This window comes from Saccharopolyspora sp. NPDC000359, from assembly GCF_040300525.1.
Classification (GTDB): Bacteria; Actinomycetota; Actinomycetes; order Mycobacteriales; family Pseudonocardiaceae; genus Saccharopolyspora.
On sequence record NZ_JBEPDU010000041.1, the window covers coordinates 41,256 to 58,174 of the forward strand.

The 16,919-nt window shown below is 69.2% G+C and carries 23 protein-coding genes; 17 read left to right on the forward strand and 6 right to left on the reverse strand.

The window, feature by feature from the left end; all coding sequences use genetic code 11:
• The first annotated feature begins 2 nt into the window (after positions 1-2).
• The 4 genes from ABT324_RS24305 to ABT324_RS24320 all read left to right on the forward strand — a co-directional run bounded on the left by ABT324_RS24305 (position 3) and on the right by ABT324_RS24320 (position 1,672).
• Positions 3-176 (forward strand): hypothetical protein, encoded by a 174-nt coding sequence (locus tag ABT324_RS24305; RefSeq protein ID WP_351181914.1) that lies wholly within the window; start codon positions 3-5, stop codon positions 174-176.
• Complete coding sequence (locus ABT324_RS24310; protein ID WP_351181917.1) at positions 173-571, forward strand: hypothetical protein; 399 nt, start codon at positions 173-175, stop codon at positions 569-571. Before ABT324_RS24305 ends, ABT324_RS24310 begins: the two co-directional genes overlap by 4 nt.
• Before the next feature lie 67 nt (positions 572-638).
• On the forward strand, positions 639-1,235 hold the full coding sequence (locus tag ABT324_RS24315) for a phage tail tube protein (protein ID WP_351181920.1): 597 nt from the start codon (positions 639-641) through the stop codon (positions 1,233-1,235).
• A gap of 95 nt (positions 1,236-1,330) precedes the next feature.
• Positions 1,331-1,672 carry a hypothetical protein gene (locus ABT324_RS24320; RefSeq protein ID WP_351181923.1) on the forward strand — a complete coding sequence of 114 codons (342 nt, stop codon included), beginning with the start codon at positions 1,331-1,333 and terminating at the stop codon, positions 1,670-1,672.
• Here ABT324_RS24320 and ABT324_RS24325 read toward each other — a convergent pair.
• Entirely contained in the window at positions 1,633-1,845 is a 213-nt protein-coding gene (locus ABT324_RS24325; protein ID WP_351181926.1) for a hypothetical protein, read from the reverse strand. The two genes, ABT324_RS24320 and ABT324_RS24325, sit on opposite strands and share 40 nt — an antisense overlap.
• On the opposite strand from ABT324_RS24325, the gene ABT324_RS24330 reads away from it, so the two are divergent.
• The 13 genes from ABT324_RS24330 to ABT324_RS24390 all read left to right on the forward strand — a co-directional run bounded on the left by ABT324_RS24330 (position 1,840) and on the right by ABT324_RS24390 (position 13,337).
• Positions 1,840-2,022 (forward strand): hypothetical protein, encoded by a 183-nt coding sequence (locus ABT324_RS24330; protein WP_351181929.1) that lies wholly within the window; start codon positions 1,840-1,842, stop codon positions 2,020-2,022. The genes ABT324_RS24325 and ABT324_RS24330 overlap by 6 nt on opposite strands.
• A gap of 177 nt (positions 2,023-2,199) precedes the next feature.
• Positions 2,200-5,394 carry a phage tail tape measure protein gene (locus ABT324_RS24335; protein WP_351181932.1) on the forward strand — a complete coding sequence of 1,065 codons (3,195 nt, stop codon included), beginning with the start codon at positions 2,200-2,202 and terminating at the stop codon, positions 5,392-5,394.
• Between the two features lie 20 nt (positions 5,395-5,414).
• Positions 5,415-6,320: a phage tail family protein gene (locus ABT324_RS24340; protein WP_351181935.1), complete on the forward strand. Its 906-nt coding sequence runs from the start codon at positions 5,415-5,417 to the stop codon at positions 6,318-6,320.
• 13 nt (positions 6,321-6,333) lie between these two features.
• Entirely contained in the window at positions 6,334-7,476 is a 1,143-nt protein-coding gene (locus tag ABT324_RS24345; protein WP_351181938.1) for a hypothetical protein, read from the forward strand.
• A gap of 12 nt (positions 7,477-7,488) precedes the next feature.
• Positions 7,489-8,646: a hypothetical protein gene (locus tag ABT324_RS24350; protein WP_351181941.1), complete on the forward strand. Its 1,158-nt coding sequence runs from the start codon at positions 7,489-7,491 to the stop codon at positions 8,644-8,646.
• Positions 8,647-8,649: 3 nt separating this feature from the next.
• A complete protein-coding gene (locus ABT324_RS24355; RefSeq protein ID WP_351181944.1) occupies positions 8,650-9,192 on the forward strand; it encodes a hypothetical protein in 543 nt (180 codons plus the stop codon).
• A complete protein-coding gene (locus ABT324_RS24360; protein WP_351181947.1) occupies positions 9,192-9,488 on the forward strand; it encodes a hypothetical protein in 297 nt (98 codons plus the stop codon). Before ABT324_RS24355 ends, ABT324_RS24360 begins: the two co-directional genes overlap by 1 nt.
• A gap of 23 nt (positions 9,489-9,511) precedes the next feature.
• Positions 9,512-9,835, forward strand: a complete 324-nt coding sequence (locus ABT324_RS24365) for a hypothetical protein (RefSeq protein ID WP_351181950.1) — start codon at positions 9,512-9,514, stop codon at positions 9,833-9,835.
• A complete protein-coding gene (locus tag ABT324_RS24370; RefSeq protein ID WP_351181953.1) occupies positions 9,832-10,656 on the forward strand; it encodes a collagen-like domain-containing protein in 825 nt (274 codons plus the stop codon). The genes ABT324_RS24365 and ABT324_RS24370 overlap by 4 nt, the downstream gene beginning before the upstream one ends.
• A gap of 4 nt (positions 10,657-10,660) precedes the next feature.
• Positions 10,661-11,713, forward strand: a complete 1,053-nt coding sequence (locus ABT324_RS24375; RefSeq protein ID WP_351181956.1) for a peptidoglycan recognition protein family protein — start codon at positions 10,661-10,663, stop codon at positions 11,711-11,713.
• Positions 11,710-11,958 carry a hypothetical protein gene (locus ABT324_RS24380; protein ID WP_351181959.1) on the forward strand — a complete coding sequence of 83 codons (249 nt, stop codon included), beginning with the start codon at positions 11,710-11,712 and terminating at the stop codon, positions 11,956-11,958. The genes ABT324_RS24375 and ABT324_RS24380 overlap by 4 nt, the downstream gene beginning before the upstream one ends.
• Positions 11,959-12,167: 209 nt before the next feature.
• Complete coding sequence (locus ABT324_RS24385; protein WP_351181962.1) at positions 12,168-12,653, forward strand: hypothetical protein; 486 nt, start codon at positions 12,168-12,170, stop codon at positions 12,651-12,653.
• A 54-nt stretch (positions 12,654-12,707) separates the two neighbouring features.
• On the forward strand, positions 12,708-13,337 hold the full coding sequence (locus ABT324_RS24390; RefSeq protein WP_351181965.1) for a hypothetical protein: 630 nt from the start codon (positions 12,708-12,710) through the stop codon (positions 13,335-13,337).
• Positions 13,338-13,414: 77 nt separating this feature from the next.
• On the opposite strand, the gene ABT324_RS24395 is transcribed toward ABT324_RS24390, so the two are convergent.
• The 5 genes from ABT324_RS24395 to ABT324_RS24415 all read right to left on the reverse strand — a co-directional run bounded on the left by ABT324_RS24395 (position 13,415) and on the right by ABT324_RS24415 (position 16,810).
• Complete coding sequence (locus ABT324_RS24395; RefSeq protein ID WP_351181968.1) at positions 13,415-14,575, reverse strand: methyltransferase domain-containing protein; 1,161 nt, start codon at positions 14,573-14,575, stop codon at positions 13,415-13,417.
• Positions 14,572-15,525, reverse strand: a complete 954-nt coding sequence (gene tgmB / locus ABT324_RS24400) for an ATP-grasp ribosomal peptide maturase (protein WP_351181971.1) — start codon at positions 15,523-15,525, stop codon at positions 14,572-14,574. The genes ABT324_RS24395 and tgmB overlap by 4 nt, the downstream gene beginning before the upstream one ends.
• The gene (gene tgmA / locus ABT324_RS24405; RefSeq protein WP_351181974.1) at positions 15,522-15,878 is read right to left on the reverse strand and encodes a putative ATP-grasp-modified RiPP; all 357 of its coding nucleotides are present in this window, start codon (positions 15,876-15,878) and stop codon (positions 15,522-15,524) included. Before tgmA ends, tgmB begins: the two co-directional genes overlap by 4 nt.
• Positions 15,879-15,977: 99 nt before the next feature.
• Entirely contained in the window at positions 15,978-16,256 is a 279-nt protein-coding gene (locus tag ABT324_RS24410) for a helix-turn-helix domain-containing protein (protein WP_351181977.1), read from the reverse strand.
• Between the two features lie 209 nt (positions 16,257-16,465).
• Positions 16,466-16,810: a hypothetical protein gene (locus ABT324_RS24415; protein ID WP_351181980.1), complete on the reverse strand. Its 345-nt coding sequence runs from the start codon at positions 16,808-16,810 to the stop codon at positions 16,466-16,468.
• Positions 16,811-16,919 lie beyond the last annotated feature (109 nt).

Sequence of the window (16,919 nt, forward strand, 5' to 3'; positions counted from 1 at the left end):
CGATGCGCGTTCAGATCGCGTTCGACGCCGACCTGCGCAAGGTCGGCACCATCATCGACGTTCCCGAGGACCAGGCCGCCACGATGATCCGCGAAGGCCGCGCCCGCCCGGCGCCGACCGGGCCGAAGCCCGGCGCGACCCCGCCGAAGCCGGGCCGGGCGGCGAGCGAGACGTGATCGACCCCGAGGCGCTGGTGGTCGACTGGCTACGCGAGCGGCTGCCCGGCGTCCGGGTCCTGGTCGACCTCCCCGCGCGATTCGACGAAGCGCTGCCGGTGGTGCAGGTGACCTGCATCGGCGGCGCCGCCTGGTGGCAGCCCTGGAACCCCGGTTCCGTCCCGCTAGCCCGGCAGGCGCGCATCGACGTCGACGTGTTCACCACCAGCCGCGAGCAGGCCGCCGACCTCGCGCTGCGCGCGTCCAACGAGCTTTTCGCGCTGCGCGGCCACGGCAACCAGTGGGGCCACGTCGCCGCCGTACTGCAGGAGTCCGGACCCGCGTGGCGACCGGACTACAACCCGAACATCCGCCGGTTCGGAATCACCGACATGCTCACCATCCGGCCCGCGTAGACCACCCGCCCAACCCGCGAACCCCGCCGTACGAGGCGTTTTCGCATGTCCACTTTGGAGTTTTTTTATGGCGCTCAACGCAGAGTTGGCACGGCTGGGCGTGACCGGCGCGCTCTACACCGGCCCCGTCGGCACCACCGCCCCGACCGACATGGGCGCATGGGCGTCCGGCATGGTCGACCTCGGCTACATCTCCGACGACGGCATCACCGAGTCCACCGACGAGGACAAGCAGGAGTTCACCCCCTGGCAGTCCTCGACCCCGATCCGTACCGAGATCACCCGCTCCACCAAGACCTTCCAAGCCACGCTCTGGGAGTCGAACTTCAACACGATCAGCCTGTACTACCGGGTCGGCCTGGAGGACATGACCCAGACCGGCACCGGCGCGGACGCCATCGTGTCGTTCGCGGAGAAGGGCAAGCCCAAGCGGGACCTGCGCGCGTTCGGCATCGACGTCATCGACGGCACCTACCACCGGCGCATCTTCCTGCCCTACGCCGAAGTCACCGAGCGCGGCGAGATCACCTACAAGTCCGACACGCTCATCGGCTACCAGGTCACCATCACCGCCTACCCCGGCACCGACGAAATCTCGGTGCTGCGGCTGTTCAAGGAGGGCTGGACCCTCCCCACGCCACCGCCGGAGCAGCCCGCCGCCTGACCGACGCCCCCTGACGGGGCCGCCGCGGCGCCCTGGTGAGCACGCCCGGCGGCCCCCATCTTGCTCACCATCAGCTCACCAGGAAGAGAGAACTCGTGACCGGCATCGATATGGACGCCTTGCTGGCGCAGCGCGAGGAGGCCACCGGCAGCCCCGACACGTTCGCCTTCACGTTCAAGGGCGAGCAGTGGGAGGCCAAGTGCCCGATCATGGCCGACGACGAGTGGAAGGACGAGCTCCGGGAGCTGTCCCACGACATCGACGTCGCTGAGCACTACCTCGGCGTCGAGCAGTACCAGCGGTTCACCGCCACCGGTGGCCGGGCTGGTGTCGTGCTGCTGGCGGTGCGCGAGTACATGCGCACCCAACAGGACCAGGACGGCCAGGGCCGCCCTACTCAGCGGTCGACCTCCTCGGCCCGGCGCCGGAAGCGGTAGAGGCCGACCTGCTCGCCACCTACGGGCGAGACGTCATCGCCGAGTTCTGGCGCGGCGAGATCACGCTGCGCCAGCTCCGCGTCCTCATCGAGCACCTGCCCCCCGACGGCGCGTTCGCGCGGGCGCGCGGTGACGGGTGGACCGACCTTGAGCACCTGGTGGCCAACGTGCACGACGCCATCGGCTGGTCGGCCTACTCGATTGTCGGCGCGCTCGGTGCGAAACCGAAGAAACCCAAGCCGCAGCGCCGTCCGGGCGATGAGTTCGCCGACCAGCTCGGCGACCGTGGCGGCCATTCCACCGAGGACGTCGTGGCCTACCTCGACAGCCTCAAACCCACAGCAGCGTAAAGGGGGTTCGTCGTGGCCGACGGCTCGGTGGTGTGGATCGACGTCCTGCCCAGCATGCGCAACTTCGGAGCCAGCCTCGCCAAGGAAGCGGCCGGGGCCGGAACCCGAGCCGGGCGGCAGGTCGGCGCCGAGCTGGACAAGGCCGCGGGCGAGGCCGGGCGCCGGGCAGGCGAGTCGATGGGCGTCGGGCTGGAGGCCGCCAAGGCGCGCGTCGACAAGCTCGCCGACTCCCTGAAGGCCGCCCGCGGTAAGGAAGCCGACGCCGCCGGGCGCGTCCGGGTCGCCGAGCAGCGCCTTGCCGAGGTCCGGGCGAACGGCAACGCCAAGGCCAGCCAGATCGCCGCCGCCGAGGAACGCCTCGAAACCGCGAAACGCGGTCTGTCGACCGCCTCGGACCGGGCCGCGGCGGCGCAGAAGCGGTTCGAGCGTGCGCAGGCCGACGCCCAGGACGCCATCGACTCCGTCTCGCTGTCGCTCGGGCGGGCTAAGGATTCCGTCGGCAAGTTCGGGGCCTCGCTGGGCAGCATGGCCCGCACCGTCGGCGGGTTCGCCGCCGGAGTGCTGGCCATCGGCGGCGCCGCCGACACCGCCGCCCGCGCACTGGAGTCCGCACAGCTGGGCGACAAGCTCGCCGCCCAGCTCGGCACCACCCCTGAGATGTCCGCCAGCTACGGCCGCATCGCCGGATCGCTCTACGCCCAGGCATACGGCGACTCGATGGGGCAGGTCAACGACGCCATCCGCGGCGTCGTGCAATCTGGGCTCGTGCTGGAGAAGGCCAGCACCGCGCAAATTGAGACCATCACGGCCAAGGTGCTCAATCTCGCCACCGCCTTCGACCAAGACCTGGGTGAGGCGACGCAAGCCGTCGGGCAGCTGCTGAAAACCGGGCTCGTCCCCGACGCCACGGCCGCGCTCGACATCGTCACCCGCGGGTTCCAGCAGGGCGCCGACCGCTCCCGCGACTTCCTCGACACCCTGACCGAGTACTCGGTGCAGTTCGCCAAGCTCGGGCTCGACGCCCAGACCGCGACCGGGCTGCTGGTGCAGGGCATGCAGGCCGGTGCCCGCAACAGCGACTTGGTCGCGGACGCGATCAAGGAATTCGCGATCCGAGCCGTGGACGGTAGCGCGACCACCGTCGAGGGATTCGAGGCCATCGGCCTGTCCGCCGACGAGATGGCCGCCCGCATCGCCCGCGGCGGACCCGAAGCCACGGCCGCGCTCGACCTGGTGATGGACCGCCTACGCAGCATGACGGACCCCGTGGCACAAGCTCAGACCGCAGTGAACCTCTTCGGCACGCAGGCCGAGGATCTGCAATCCGCTCTGTTCGCGCTGGACCCATCGAGCGCCGTGGGTGCGCTCGGCGAGGTCGGCGGGGCAGCCGATGCGATGGGCACAACGCTGCGTGACAACGCGCAGACCCGGTTGACGGAGTTCGGGCGGGCCCTGCAAACCAGGCTCGTCGACATCCTCGGCGGCCACGTGATCCCCGCCATCGAGAGATTCGTGGGATGGGTCCGGGACAACTCCACGTGGTTGGCTCCGGTGGTCATCGGCGTGGGGTCGTTCGCCGGGGCGGTCGCGTTGGTCAACGGCGCGATGACCCTGTGGGCGGCACGCACCGCGCTGGTCACCGGCGCGCAGTGGGCGCTCAACGCCGCCATGAACGCCAACCCGCTCGGCCTGATCATCGGCGCGGTGGTCGCGCTCGGTGCCGTGCTCGTCTACGCCTGGAACAACTCCGAGACGTTCCGCAACATCGTGCTCGGCGTCTGGGAAGCGATTTCCAATGCTGCCCTGTGGGCGTGGAACAACATCCTGCGGCCGGTGTTCGACGCGATCGCCGTGGGCTGGCAACTGCTGCTCGACGGCATCTCGTGGGCGTGGGAGAACGTCCTCCGCCCGGTGTGGGATGCCCTCTCCGCCGCAGCGAACTGGTTGTGGGCCAACGTGCTCTCGCCGGTGTTTTCCTCCATCCGCCGGAACTGGGAAATGGCGCTACTGGGCATGCGGACCATGTGGGACACCGTGCTCAAACCGGCGTGGGATGCGATTTCGGCCGCCGCGAGCTGGTTGTGGACCAATGCGCTGCGCCCGGTGTTCAACCTCATCGGTACCGGGTGGCGCGGCCTCATCGACGGCATGCGGTGGGTGTGGGATCACATCCTCAAGCCCGTGTTCGACGCGATCGGCTGGGCACTTGATCTCGTGGGCCAGGCGTTCGACCGAACTGCGAACTGGATCCGCGATGCATGGGACAAGATCAAGGAGTACACCAAGGCCCCGATCCAGTTCGTGATCGACGTCGTCTACAACAACGGCATCCGCCCCGTGTGGAACGGCATCGCCGGAGTGTTCGGGCTCGACAAGCTCGACGAAGTCCGTCTTGCCGGTGGTGGTGTGCTGCCCGGCTACGCGCCCGGCGTCGATTCGGTGCCCGCGTTGCTCTCGCCCGGCGAGTCCGTGCTGACCCCCGAGGCCACGCGGTTCCTCGGCCCGGACATCATCCTGGCGCTCAACCGGGAGTTGTCCGGCCGCCCGCCGGGCTCGACCGGTGGGCACGGCGTCGGCCGCTTCGCCGGGGGCGGCATCGTCGACGGGCTCGCCGCGATCGCTGGATGGATCCCCGGCATCGGCGGCGCGATCACCACGCTGCGCGACTTCCTCAACGGCGACGCCGCTGGAGCTCGCGGGATGTGGCGAGACCTGGTCACGGGCATACCTCGCAAAGCGGTCGAGTCGATCACCGAGTGGTTCAAGTCCGACAGCGGCGGCTACGGCGCGGTGCCGGTAGCCAACGTCGGCGCCGGGGTCCAGCGATGGGCTCCGCTGGTGTTGCAGGCGCTCGCGATGCTCGGGCAGCCCGCCGACTACTTGGGCATCACGCTGCGGCGGATGAACCAGGAATCGGGCGGGAACCCGAACGCGATCAACCGGTGGGACGTTAACGCCCAGCGCGGCACCCCGAGCGTGGGATTGATGCAGGTTATCGGGCCCACCTTCGCCCGCTACCGCGACCCGCGCGCGGCAGCGAACATCTACGACCCGCTCGCCAACATTCTTGCCAGCATGCGCTACGCGCTCGCGCGCTACGGCAGCCTGCCCGCGGCCTACAACCGCGCAGGCGGTTACGACTCGGGTGGCTATCTGCCGCCGGGCGATTCGCTGGTGTGGAACCGCACCGGCCACCCCGAGCCAGTGCTTACCGCGGAGCAGTGGGACACCGTGCGCCGGTACCTGCCCACCGACGGCGAGGGCGGGGCGCGGCCGATCGAGATCAAGGTCTACCCGCGCGCCGACCAGTCCGAACAGTCCATTGCCACCGCGGTTCGCCGCGAGCTGGCCATGAACCTCCGGATGGGGTGATCGGCGTGGTGTTGGGGCGGATGCTCAATCAGGCGTTCCCGCAGCGGGTCCGGTGGGTGCTCGGCGGCCTGGTGCTCGGCGACATCGACGCCGAGGGCCGCGAATGGCTCGTCACCAACGACACCGGATGGTTCGACGGGCCCGCGCCGCGGACCGACCGCACCGCCCGCAGCGGTGACGGATCGTTTCGCGGCCGGGCCCACCGTGATGAACGGATCATCACCCTGGAAGGCGTCTGCGCCTGCCCGTCCGTGGAGTCCCGACGGGCGGCGCAGCGCCTCATCACCGGGATCTGCCCGGACGGCGGCAGGCTCTACGAGCTGGTGGGCATCGAGGACGGCCACCGCCTGGCCGCCGACGTCGAACCCGACTCCGCACCCACTACGGCACCGATCAGCGACACCGCGTTCCGCTGGTCGGTGCAGTTCGCCGCGCCGGACCCGCGCCTGTATGGGCCGTGGGAATCCACCTCGACCGGCATGGCCATGCCCGGCGACGGTGGAGTGGACGCCTCCCCACTCGGAGTCGACGCCTCCGAACCCGGAGTGCACGCCGGGGAGATGGCCAACACTGGCGTCGCCCGGATCACCAACGGCGGCAACGCCCCCACCTCACCGCTGCTGACGATCCGGGGCCCGATTGTGCGGCCCGTGGTGCGCAACGTCGACACCGGGACCAGCCTGGCCTACTCCGGCACTCTCGGCCCCGCCGAGTTCCTGCTCATCAACACCGGCCCGTTCACTGCCCGCGGCTACCCCGGATACCAACCCCTGCTCGGCGGCACCGCAAACCGTCGCTCGCTGCTGACCCGCGATGGCCCCTGGCCCGAGATCCCGCCCGGCGAGTCCGCCGGGTTCGAGCTCACCGCCGACGCGATCAACTTCGATGCGCTGCTGATCGTCGAGCATCGCCAAGCCTGGTACTGAAGGAGATTCCCGCATGCCCAGTGTCGTCGAGGGGCTGTCGCCCTGGTTCGTCAACAAGCGGCTCGACCCGCGCGACATGCGCGCCGGGCTCGCCGCCGCGTTCGCCGGCGGTTTCGACACCGAGCCCGGCAACCTCACTCGTGAGGGCGGGGTACTCGCCGGGGGTGGTGGGTCCAACGGTCAGCTTGGCGTCGTCGCGCTCGACCAGCCTGGCATGGCCGTGCGGGTCATCGCCGGACAGTGCGTGATCCCCGTGGCGGGGGAGCTCGGCTACGTCGGCACGCTGCCGACCACCAGCACGCTGGACATCGACCCGGCCGACCAGACCAACCCCCGCATCGACCTGGTGGTGGGGCGCGTCGTCGACTCCGCGGAGGACACCGGCGCTCGCACGTTCACCGTCGAGGTGGTCAAGGGCGTGGCCTCGGCGTCCCCCACCGAGCCGTCGGTGTCGGGGCTCGATTGCATCGTGCTGACCGCGGTACGGGTGAAGGCCGGGGCAACCGCGATTGCCCCGGCCGACCTGACCGACCGGCGCCGCTTCACCCGCGCGCCGGGCGGCATTCGGCTGTCCTACAACGACGGCAACCGACCCGGCGGTAGCGCGGGCGACTTCCGCTACGACCTCAACGAGCGCGAGCTGTCGGTGTGGACCGGCACCGAGTGGTCGGTGGCCGCCAGCGCCGCGGGATGGAAGTCGTGGAACGCCGCGCTCAAGGCCGAGGGCGACGGCTCGACGGTCCATCTCGGCAGCGGTGGAAGCGTCAACGCGAAATACCAGGTCATCGGCAAGATGATGACCATTCGCATGCTGTTCCGCTGGGGGTCGTCCGGCTACTACGCCGCGCCCGGCAACATCTACACCGAGCTCCCGCCAGGGTTCACCAACGGCGCCATCCACCAGAAGATCAGCTGCTCGCTGTGGGTTCCGGGTGGCCCCTCGAACAACCGCGGCGACTACCTCGGGCAGGCACTCGTGTGGGAAAACTCCCGCCGCATCTCCCCGATGTTCCCCGCGTCCCCGGCCGACTGCCGCCAGACCTACTACCGCATCACCTCGGCCGTTGGCTCCGCCGGTTCCGGCATCCCGCAGATTCCCGGCGGCTATCCCGAGGGCGGCAACCTCGCGCTCTGGGGCGTCATCGAACTCCCGTAGGAGGTGCCTGCCGTGGTCGACTACCGGCAGCGCGACACCGCGCCGCGGTTCGAGGTGCTGGTGTTCCACACCCGGACCGGGCAGGTGCTCGCCGAGCTGGACTACTCGGCGCTGTCGTTCGACGAGCAGCTGAACAAGGGCGGTTCGGCGACGATCACGTGCCCGCTGGATTCCGCGACCGGCCGCGATACGTGGGATGACCGTTCCCCGGCGTACGTGCTGCGCGGCATCATCAGCGGCCCGTGGCGGTTCTCGATCGCGATCGTGTGGGGCAACACCGTGGCGTGGGCGGGGCCCCTGATCTCCCCGAAACCGGCGCTGTCCGGAGTCGAGCTGAAGTGCTCCACGCTGTGGGCGTTGTTCGGGCGGCGGCGCCTGATGACCTACTCCGCAGTCGACCCCGCCGCACCCTCGGCCACCGTCGCCTTCCGCAACCGCTCGCTACCGGGCATCGCGCAGGGCATCGTCGAGCACGCCACCGCCGAATACGGCCGCGAACTCCCCCTCGACCTCCTACCGGTCACCGTCGAGGGCGAGCACGAACGCACCTACCCCGGATACGACTACAAGCCCGCCGACGAAGCTCTGCGGCAGCTCTCCGAGGTCATCAACGGGCCCGATATCGACTTCCGGCCAGTGCTGGTGCGCACCGCAACCGGGGAGGCGATCCGCTGGCAGGTCCGCATCGGGCAACCCGAGCTCGGCGACCGCGCCGCGCCGCTGGTGTGGGACTACGGCACCGGGCTGGTCGACCTCGATTTCGACATCGACGCCTCCCAGCAGTGCAGCTACGTCGCGGTGCCCGGTGACGGCCAGGAGCACGCCAAGGCCTTCGGCGTCGCCTACTCCAACGAGCTGGTCGACGCCGGGTGGCCCGCGCTGGAAGACGCCAACAGCAGCCACAGCTCGTCGACCAACCGAGACCAGCTCAACGACTACGCCGCCGCGCACCTGGCCGCCTACGGCCGCCCCCTCATCGCCCGCAGCGCCGTTGTGAACCCGGAGGTGTATCCGGGGCTCGACGTGTGGCGGCTCGGCGACTGGGCGCGGTTCAACCTGCACGGGCACCCGTTCGCCGAAGACGGCGACCACCTCGCCCGCATCACCGGATCGTCCTATGCGGACGGCCGGATCACCCTGGAACTGACCGGCACCCTCGCGGAGGTCTAAGCCGTGCCGACCATCCCCCGCCCCGGTGGCGACCCGCTCGACGAGATCCGCAAGCTAAAACAGCGCGTCGCCGAGCTCGAACGCCGCTCCAACACTCAGCTCATCACCAAGGACGCCAACGGCTCCACGCTGGTGGCGCCGGACCGGATCACCGGCCGTGGACTCGCCCGCCCCTACATCCCCACCCCGATGATCCCGGCGTTCCTGCCGGACTGGCCCGGCACCCAGCAGCCGGAGTTCAGCGGCAAGTGGGTGCAGTCCATCTACCACCAGCACCCCAGGATCGTCATCGCCGTCTACGCCGGATCGGAAACCCCAGGCACAGGCGGCGAGATCCGAGTGCTTATCGGTGGGCGCATCGTGTCCCAGCCCGCTCCGGTGACCGCCACCGGCGACAGCATCTACCAAGCCAACGCCCTGCTGTTCGGGCCCGCGCTGTGGCCTGGCGAGCACATGACACCCACCACCGTCGAGATCCAGGTACGCCGCACCACCGGCACCGGATGGGTCCGGTTGTGGCCCGCGGTCTGGGGAACGGAGGCATGATGACCGACCCCGTCGAGCACGCCCAAGCGCCCCAGCCGATGGCCGGGTGGTGGGGCGGCCTGCCGATCCCTCCCGGCGTCGGCGACAACACCGGCTGGGCACCTCCGGCCCAGTGGGACCCAGACATCGGCGGCTTGGTCGACCAAGACGGAAACCCGGTCATCCCGACCGATCCGCCACCGGAAACCTACCCGCCCGACGTCATAGTCGTCCCCCCGCCGCAGACCAACCCCGAGCCCAGCCTGCCACCGGACACCGCCGACCCGACCCCCGACGGGAACGACGCGCAGCCCTAGGCCCTGATCACGAGGGAGGGCGCGTGGACATTGGCGCGCTGGTGACTGCGGCGGGGCCGCAGGCCGGGGTCGGCGGCGTCCTGGTCGTGCTGCTGGTGTGGGTGATGCGCAACGCCGCCAGCGACCGCGGCGACTACCGGACCGCGCTCGCCGATGCCGAGCAGCGCCACGCCGCCGAGCTGGCCCGCGTCAACGCCGCGCGCGACGACGAAGTGGCCGAGCTCCGCGACCAGATCGACGAGCTACGGGCCCGCGTGGACCTGCTCGCCGCCCAACTCGATGACGAACGGCGCCGCCGGTGGGAAGCCGAGGACGCTGCTGCAAAGGCTCGGCGGGGGGCTACATGAGACGTCCGCAGTGGATGACGTGGGCCCGTGCCCGCGCCCTGGTGCTCGCCGCAGTCGTGGTGTGGGCCGCGTGGCTAACCTGGTCGCTGGCCGACCAGTCGCGCACCGCCAAGCAGGAAACCGGCCGCGCCGACAGCACGCAGCAGCGCCTCGACCAGCTCGCCGCCGACATCGCCGAAGCCTGCCGCCAAAGCCCCGACGCCGCAGCCCGTATCGGCGCCGCGTGCGTCTCGGCCGAGCAGGTGCAGCGCGAACCCCGCGTCCCGACCAACGGGCAGGACGGAGCCGACGGCCGCGGCATCACCGCCACCTCGATCCGCGCTGGACGGCTGGTCGTGTCCTACTCCGACGGCACCACGGCCGACGTCGGCCCGGTGGCCGGTCAACCCGGAGCGACCGGCGCGCAGGGCCGCGGCATCGTCGCCAGCGTCGTCGACGACGGCGCCCTGGCCCTCATCTACTCCGACGGCACCCGCGAGGCGGTCGGCAGGATCGTCGGACGCCCCGGCGACGATGGTGCCGACGGGCGCGGCATCGCTGAGGTCACCGCCGACGGCGGGCGTCTGGTCGTCACCTACACCGACGGCACCCGTGAGGACGCCGGACCGCTCCCGCCCGGACCGCAAGGCGAACCCGGAGCGCAGGGCGACCGCGGCGAGCCCGGCCCGGACTGCCCCGCTGGCTATGAGCTACGGCCGGTGCTCTACCTCGCCGCTGGCGGCGGCACCGCCCCCGGCATGGGCTGCGTGGCCACCGACGCCAGCACCACACCGCCGACCGAAACCCCCGATACCCCAGAGACTTCCGAGAAACCGAGGTGATCGCATGGCACAGCCGCTCGTGTGGCTGGCCGACGTGCTGCGCGCGGCCAGGCTGCGCGTGGTGGAAACCGACGGCTGGCGTGACCGCGCCGCCCGCGGCACCCCGCCCCGCCCGGTCGGGGTGCTCAACCACCACACCGCCACCCCCGCGTCCTACGCGCGGCCCGCGCCGACGGTTCGGATGTGCATCACCGGCCGCCCCGACCTCGACGGGCCGCTGTGCCACGCCGTGATCGCCTTCGACGGCACCGTGCACATGATCGCCGCCGGACGCGCCAACCACGCCGGACGCGCGAAGGCCTCCGGCCCGAACCCCGGCGGCGACGGCAACACCCTGTACGTCGGGTTCGAATGGGACTACGCGGGCACCACCCCGCCCTCGCCGCAGCAGTACGAGTCCGCGGTGCGCGCCAACGCCGCCGTCCTGCGCCACCTCGGCCGCACCGCCGAGTCCGCCCGCGCCCACGCCGAAACCAGCGTCACCGGCAAGTGGGACCCCGGCCACGCACCAGGCCGAACGATCGACATGGCGAAGTTCCGCGGCGACGTCGCGCGCGCCATGACCGGAACCCCGATTCAGGAGGTAGACGACTTGACCCCCGAACAGGACGCGATCCTGCGCCGCATCGAACACGAACTGCTCGGCCCCCGCGGAGAGGGCGGCCGCATCCAGGGCTGGGGCACCGAGATCGGGCCGCGCACCCTGGTCGCCATGCTCGTCGACCTGGTCAACGCGCTACTCGCCCCGAAGCCATCGCGGGCACCGGGCGCCGAGCACCTCCGCGTGCCACTGCCCGACGCCGTGCGCGACACCAACGGCTTGGTCTACGGAGTGCTGCCGCAGCTGCTCGGCCAGCTGACGGCCGCGATCAACGCCGCGAGCGGCACCGACCCGGCTGCGGTCGCCGCCGCACTCCGCCCGGTGTTGGTCGAGCTGGTCGGCCCGGTCGTCGACGAAGCCGTGCGCGCCGCCGTTGGAGCAGACAACCGTGAGCAGGCCGAGGCGATCGTCACCGAGCTGGCGCAGCGCCTCGCCGGACGGGAGGCCGCAGCATGAGCGACCAGCTCACCGCCTGGCTGCGCACTATCGTGCCCGCCGCCTGGTCCGCGGTCATCGCCGCACTCGTCACCGCTGGCGCCCCGGCGTGGCTGGTCGACGGGCTCGGCGACGCCGGGCCCACGCTCGTCGTGCCGCTCGTGCTCGGCGTCGTCTATACGCTGCTGCGGGCCGTCGAGCCGCGCATGCCAGCGTGGCTCACGCGCATCCTGCTCGGCTCCAGTAAAGCGCCTGCATACCAGTAATACTGGGTCCGCTAAACTTCGCACTGTTATCTGAGTAACATTACTCAGATAACAGTGCGCCACCCAACAAAATGGCGATAATTTACCCAACTAAAGTTGGTTGCCAGGTGAAACCATGCGGAACCAAAACGGCACCACTTTAGTCCTTTCGGGTGACAATCGGCCATTCCTCCTGAACCTGATCCGCCCTCCGAGCTAACATTCACACCATGAGATCAGCTCGCAAAATTGTCGTCACTCTCGCCGCATCGGTCATGTCACTCTCCGCCTATCAGGCCGTTGCCGCAGCAGATGAGACTAGCGTCGAGCCGCGCACTGCTGGTGAGATTGCCGAATGCCTGGTGAATCCAGCGATTCCCAATGCAGCCATCGTTGACAGGGTTCCGGTAAGCAGGCCCGATACCCCACAAAGAGAGTTTCAGCTCGAATGTGGACCCATGGAAATCGCAGGGGCACGCCACATTCATGCAGGTCATCCAATTAACAACGCAGTCACTTTCCAACGCTGCTACTCCGCCGCCCTGGTATTCGGCGAAAAGATCCCGCAGCAATACTCATCGCTTTACCGCTATACACCTGCAGGCGGGCCGACGGTCGAGGTTGCCACTGATGACTTCGACCCATTCGTCCTGAGTGCATGGACCAAGGGGCCCAACAGTGCCGACTGGGACGGGTGCTCAGCGGCCATCCCGTGACGAACTTGCGTGGCGCACCCTCCACATCCACGGGGGTGCGCCATACTCAACGGCATGAGCGCAAACACGGCCACCTACCCGGCCCCGGATGCTGACCAAGTCCGTGCACTCTGGGACCAAGTCCAATTTACAGAAGTTGACCGCACAGTCGCCCATGCTGAACCAGTTTTGAACTGGCTGCAGCACGATCGCCCGAAAGGCGGGGCGCACCTTCAGGGCTTCAAAATTCACGGATCCAGCGAGTTTGAGTGGTTTGCGCGAGATCATCTCCCCGGAAATATCGCGTACATACTTCCTCACCCGGATCTACGTACGTTGCTGCCCGATTCGTTCGGGATTACCGATCCGCTCAGCTACAAAAGTTCGCGCCGCCTGCGAGGCTGGCATTATGGGGCGTCGCTGGAACTCGCACCCCAGTGGGCCCGAGCCATGTATTCAGGCGGTTTTCAAACCGATCTATCCAACCTTTCCAACGAGGAGCAAGATTCTCGCGCCCACCGAGCTCTGGAGAACGCGAGCAACCTCTACTCTGAGTTGTTTGGAAACCGTTACAGCACGATCTCTTTCGCGACGAGCCCAGATCCTTGGTGTGCGTGGTTTCCAGGCCTCTTCAACATCACATGGGCAGTCCATGATCGACTGGAACAGGTATTGTGGCTGCTTGCGGTCACCGACATGGATTGATGAGTGCAACGACGGACGTGCCCCCGCGTTCCCAGATTCCGGGAACGCGGGGGCACGTCCGTCGTTTTGGGCACTGGTCAAGCGGCCAGGCTCCACCGGTGCTCGCCGGCGGGTTCGTCGATCCATACCCGCTGCTCGCCTGCCTCGACGGTCAGGCCGAGGCGTGACCACCCCGGTTCCCCCGCCGATCGCCATAGCTGGTGGGCTTCCTCGACCGCCGACCACAGCGACGTCGGCCCAGCCTCGATCACCAGCCATTCCCCGTCGGCGGCCGGTTCGTGCATGACGACCGCGTGTGATCCGTCCGGCGCGGTGATGGTCCCGGCGGTGGGTCGACGGGTCTCCGGGTCGAGCCGCATGCCGTAGCTGGAGCCCGGAGGGAGCCCCAGCAGGTGCGCCAGGAACCACACCACGCGGTTGCTCTGCCATGGGTTCGGCGGCACGCTCGTGGTCCTGGTGTGGCTGTCAATTGCGGTTGACGTGGGCAGCGTCCGGGGCTGCTGGTGGCGGTGGCGCATCAGCATGAACGTCGCCCACCGGTCGGTGAATCGTCCTTCCAGTCGTTCATCGTTCCGGCGCAGCAGTGCCAGGTTTCCGGCGCTGATTCCCGTCCTGATATCGGCCAGCAGTAGGCCGCCGTCGGTCAACTGCTGGCACCAGGCGCGCGGCACCGCTGGCACTGAGCAGGTCGCGATGATCCGATCGAACGGCGCATGCTCGCGCAGGCCTTCGGCGCCGTCGCGGGTGACGAGCGTCGGGTGCAGTCCGATCGAGGCGAGCCGGTCGCGCGCCGGGGCGACCAGCTCGGCGTCGAGGTCGACGGAGAACACCCGTTCATCGCCGAGCCGGTGCGACAACAGCGCGGCGTTGTAGCCGGTGCCGGTGCCGATTTCCAACACCCGGTGTCCGTCGCGCACGTCGAGTGCTTCGAGCATCCGCACCATGAGGTCGGGTTTGGTGCTGCTGGAGATGGCCTCCCGGTACTGGCCGCGGTCGGCGAGCGCGGTGACGAGGGTGACCGGGGAGTACACGCGGTCAAGTCCGCTCGGCGAGGACACGTCGACCGGCTCCCACTCGGCGCTGTGATTCTGCGCGTAGACCTCGGGCACGAGCACATGTCGCGGTGTCGCGGCGATCGCTGCTTTCCACGCCGGGTCGCGGAGATCGCCGCGTGCTTCGAGTTCGTCGGCGAGCGCTTGCGCTCGGGGTTGCCATGCGAGGTCGAGCTGAGCTGTCATGGCTGCCCCTTCATCAAGAGATCGGCGAGCGTGTCGGTCAGCGGTGCGCCGGTGCGGCCTTCGATCCACCCATACTGCCCACCGGGGTTGATCTCCAAGAAGACCCATTCGCCCGACGGGGTGACCACGAAGTCGAGCGCCCCGTAGACCAGCCCGAACGTGCACATCAGCGCGTGAATCCCCGCGGCCACCTCGGCCGGAGGGTCGATCAGCTCGTACCGCAGGGCGTCGTAGTCCGAACGCCAATCCACGTAGGAGGTCGCGTTGCCCGCGTGGATGGCCGCCGCAGTCAGGTGCTCGCCCATGATGATCACGCGCACCTCGAACGACTTCGGAACCCACCGCTGCACCATGTGCGTGGTGACCTCGATGCCTCGCAAATCGTCGAGGTCTGCGGTGTCGAGTACCCGCGTGAACGACAGCTTGCGGGTGCCCTCTTCCGAGATCGCGTTCGATCCCAACAGCTTGGTGACCGTGCGTCCCTCCGCGGCGAACCTACGTACGGTGTCCGCCTCGTTGGTGATCGCGGTGTCCGGCACCGTCAGCCCGCACTCGTGCGCCCTGACCAGCTGCACCGGCTTGTAGGCGGCATCAGCCATCCGCGCCGGGTGGTTGACCCAGAACACCGGGAGGCTCGACAGCACCCCTCCGAGCCCGAACTTGGCTTCCACGACGGCGTGCTGCCGTTCAGGTTCGGACAGCTCGACCGGCATCCGGTACGCCTCGGGGCTGCGGTACCACACCGCGTGCACGTCTTCGAGCTCGACGCAGTGCGCAGGGGTTCGCAGGTACCCGGACCAGCGGCCCCCACGCAGCCCAGCGGAAACGCTGAGCTGCGCGGGGAACCACGCAGTGTTCACCCGAACCATCGGCGTGCCGCGGTCCCGCAGCGCGTTGACCATCGCATCAGCCGATGGGTCGAGATCCCTCGCGAGGATCAGGACCGTCATGCAGGCGACCCCGGGAAATCCCCGTGGAAGTCGTAGGTCCAGTCCTCGTTCGGCCCTTCATCGCCATCGAGGCTCGAACTCGAATCTGCGCTCGGGTCCATCCGCAGCTCGCGGAACGACACCCCGTCAAGGTCGGTCGCCAACTGCCGCTCGTGGTCGTAGCGCCACGCGGGCAACGACTGAACCGTGCCGTTCGAACGCACCGCCATGTCCCGCAGTCCCCACGGCCGGACACCATCGGCCGACACCAGGGCCGTGCTCTCCGGCATCCCCAGCGGTCGGCCGAGCGGGAACTGCGCGCTGTCCGGCGCGACCGGATCGTGCACGAAACGTGCCATCGTTTCGGCAGGCATAACACCATCCTTTCCAATCGATCACCATTACCTGCTGGTGCGGAGGACGTTCCGCACCGCCAACGACAGGGCCGAGCGTCGCCGATCAGCCCTGTCAGCTCATACCGCCGCGTCGGTCACGGGCACCGAGTCCGGCGCTTCCGTACTGGAGCGTCGGCGCCAAGGCCCGCCGCGGGGCCGCATCGTCGCCCCGGACTCGCCGAGGAGCTTGCGCACGAACCCGAAGGATCGGCCGCTGGTCTTGACCAGGGCCCGGATGGTGGCGCCCCGCTCGTAGGCGGCACGGAAGACGTGCGCGACCTCGGCGCGGTACTCCCCAGCCACCGTCACATCAGCGGGGATCCGCGGAACTTGCGGCGCATCGGAACTCTGCATCATCACCTCTGCTCAGCGCTGGATTGGCGTGCCCCGGTGCCGGTCAAGGGCACGGCACCGAGGGCGGAGGCGATGGCCGAGGGCGCCGGGGTCGTCGCACACCCGGCCATCGCAGTGCCCGGCCGCCCTGGGGGGCAGCGGTGCGGGCACGTGGTTCCGGCGAGGGCACCGGCCTAGGAGGGGAAGAGTCGGCTGCGGTGCCCCGCCGAGCTTTACAACTTCTGCAACCCGATCAAGGCGTGGCGCAGCGTCCACCGGTGCGTCGCCATGTACTCGAAATCGTCGAACGGGTGCCCAGCCTCAGCGCGAGGCAGCAACCGCGTCTCCTCCAACGCCGCGACCGCATCGGCCAGATCGCCGCGCATCACCAGCGGCTCGCGAAGCCGATGCCGACCACCGGTGGCGGCTTCGGCCTCGGCCTGCGTGAGCAGCTGCCCAACCGTGAGCGCTCCCTCGCCTGCCCCGGCGTGCTTGCCCCACTCGGCGAAGTAGCGCACCGCCCACCACGTCACCAAAGCGAGAGCCGCCAGCCCGCCCGCGATCAACGCGGTGATCATCGGACTGCCCTCTGGTCATCGAGATGAGCGCGATCCTGCTGCTGGCACCCAGAACACTGTTGCCCGGTGGGCGTGCCGGACCTGAGCCAGGCAGTTTTCTGGCATGCGG